The sequence below is a fragment of the Verrucosispora sp. SN26_14.1 genome, from assembly GCF_004307965.1.
Taxonomy (GTDB): domain Bacteria; phylum Actinomycetota; class Actinomycetes; order Mycobacteriales; family Micromonosporaceae; genus Micromonospora.
Map to the genome: position 1 here is coordinate 1 of NZ_SISL01000621.1, position 2752 is coordinate 2752.

A 2752-nucleotide genomic window follows, 5' to 3' on the forward strand; every position below is an offset into this window, starting at 1 on the left:
CGGCGAAGCCGCGTCCGCCGCGCAACAGCCGGCCTGCGGCGATGATCCCGGCGCCGACGGTGATGCCGCCACTGAGGTGCACCAGGTCGGCGGTGCCCGCATACGCGCCGTGGCGCTGCTCGGCCAGGGCCGCGAGGTTGGCGACGCTGTCCACGGTGACGGTGAAGGCCGGTTCCCGGAGGGCCGCGCGCAGGTCGGCGGCGACCGGCACGTCCCGCCAGCCGAGAGCGTCGGACAGCGGGACCGCCCCGGCGGGGTCGACCAGCCCGGGCACCCCGAGGGTGAGGCCGAGCATGGTGCGGCCCTGTGCGGTGACCCGGCCGATCGCGCGGCGGGCCAGGGCGGTCAGTGCACGCAGGGTCTCGGCGGGGGAGACCGTGTCGGCGGCGAAGGCCCGTCGCCAGGTGAGCAGCCGGTTGCCGCCGAGGTCGATGGCGACCGCCACCAGTTCGTCGGCGCCCAGTTGCAGACCGAGGGCGGCGTACGGTTCGCCGTCGAGCACCAGCATCGTCGCCGGGCGACCGACCCGGTTCTCGGTGAGGCCGGTCTCGCGGACCAGCCGCTGGTCGATGAGTTCGGTGACGAGGCTGGAGACGGTGGCCTTGTTCAGGCCGGTGCGGGCGGCGATGTCGGCGCGCGAGCAGGGGGCGTGCAGTCGGACGTGCCGCAGGACCACCGCGCGGTTGGCGACCCGCACGTCACCGAGGTCGGTCGGCTGCGGCTCGTTCTGGATGCTGATCACGATCTGCCCGCTCCCTGCGCCGGTGTCGTGGCGTGCGCGTCCATCATCGCGTACCGCCGTGGCGGGACCGACCACGCCGTCCGGGCCGCCGGCACGCCCTGTCTTGTGGGACGGGATAGCCGTCGATTAGTTTGTTCGGCTAGAACCCCAACTAATCCTAGCCGGAGTCCCCCGCTCCGCAAACCGTTATCGACGACGACGAAGGGAGTGCGCCGTGACGCCTCTTGCGCGCACATCCACCGACCGCCGGACCATGCTGCGGTTGGTCGGCCTCGGTGCCGCCGCGACCGTGGGCGGCGGCGCCCTGGCCGGATGCAGCAAGGAAGCCGGGAGCCAGGGCAGCGCCACCAGCGCCGACGCCATCAAGGCGGTGCTGCCCACCTACCAGCGGGCCGAGCTGCTCAAGCCGGACATCCCCGGCGAGGGCCCGATCCCGGACGGCTACCTCAGCTACCCGCGCGAGCTCGTCGACGCGGTCACCGAGCAGCCCGGCCGGGGCGGCCCGCCGATCCAGACGATGAGCCCGTGGTGGGGCCCGACGCCACCGCCGCTGGGCCGCAACTCCTACCTCGCCGCGGTCAACGGCAAGCTCGGCGTGGAGGTCAACCCGAGCCTGCAGGACGGCCTGACCTACGCCGACAAACTCAACGCGATGCTCGGCGCCCGCGACGTGCCGGAGCTGCTGTCCGCGCCGAACTGGGAGGTGGACAAGGTCGCCCGCTTCTCCGACGCGGTCAAGGCGTTGTTCACCGACCTGACCGACCACCTCCAGGGCGACAACGCGGCGAAGTACCCGTACCTGGCGGCGCTGCCCAGCGGCGCCTGGGAGTACTCGGTCTGGGCCGGCCGGCTCTACGCCGTGCCGTTCCCCACCGACGGCCCGTTCGCGTGGGCCATGTTCTATCGCAAGGACCTGCTCGACGCCGCCGGCCTGGCCGCCCCCGCCAGCCCCGACGAGCTGTACGAGTTCGGCAAGAAGGCCACCGACCCGGCCAAGGGCGTGTGGGCCTTCGGCAGCGTCTTCGAGATGGTGCAGCAGTACTTCGGCTGCCACCAGACCTGGCGCAAGAAGCCCGACGGCGGCCTGCAGCACAAGTTCGAGGACCCGGCCTTCGAGGCGGCGCTGGCGTTCACCGCCCGACTGTTCGCCGAGGGTCTGGTGCACCCGGACACGGTGGCCAGCAAGGGCGCCGACGAGAAGCAGCTGTTCAACTCCGGCAAGATCCTGATGTACCGCGACGGCCTCGGCGCCTGGCAGGGCATGCAGAGCGAACGGGCCAAGGAGCTGCCCACCTTCAATATGCAGCCGCTGCCGGTCTTCGGCGCGCAGGGTGCCCAGCCGGTCATCTGGGGCAGCGAGAAGCCGATCTTCTACACCTTCCTCAAGAAGGACCTGTCCGCCGAGCGGGTCGACGAGGTGCTGCGGGTGCTCAACTGGTGTGCCGCCCCGTTCGGCAGCCGGGAGTTCGAACTGCGCGAGTACGGCGTGGAGGGACAGCACTTCAGCCGGGGCGCCGACGGCACGCCGACGCTGACCGAGCGCGGACGGACCGAGCTGGGCGCGCAGTACACCCACATCGGCGGCCGGGTGCCGGTCAAGGTGCGCAGTGGCGACACGCCCAACTTCGTGCAGGACTACCTCGGCTACTACCGCACCAACATCGCCTCGATCGAGAAGGACCTGTTCGCCGGGATCAAGCTGGAACTGCCGGCGAACTGGTCGAAGATCATCCAGCCGACCGACGACAAGATCCGCGACATCCTGCGCGGCCGTCGCCCGGTCAGCGACCTGGCCCAGGTACGCAAGGAGTTCCTCGACACCGGCGGCGAGGAGGGCCGCGCGTTCCACGAGAAGGCGCTCGCCGACAACGGCCGATGAGCGGGCGGACAACCGTGCGCGCGAGCGGTGCCGGGGGACCGGCGTGAGCGCCCCCGGCACCGTCGAGGAGCGACCACCCGCCGGACGTACGCCGCCACCGCGGCGTCCCCGGCGCGGTGGGCGGCGCAGCC

At 71.9% G+C, this 2752-nt stretch carries 2 protein-coding genes; one reads left to right on the plus strand and one right to left on the minus strand.

Annotation, left to right across the window (positions count from 1 at the left end; all coding sequences use genetic code 11):
• The coding region (locus tag EYA84_RS30040; RefSeq protein WP_131057519.1) for an ROK family transcriptional regulator at window positions 1–742 on the minus strand (742 nt) is incomplete at its 3' end.
• 214 nt (window positions 743–956) lie between these two features.
• On the opposite strand from EYA84_RS30040, the gene EYA84_RS30045 reads away from it, so the two are divergent.
• Window positions 957–2621 carry an extracellular solute-binding protein gene (locus tag EYA84_RS30045; protein WP_236146043.1) on the plus strand — a complete coding sequence of 555 codons (1665 nt, stop codon included), beginning with the start codon at window positions 957–959 and terminating at the stop codon, window positions 2619–2621.
• Window positions 2622–2752 lie beyond the last annotated feature (131 nt).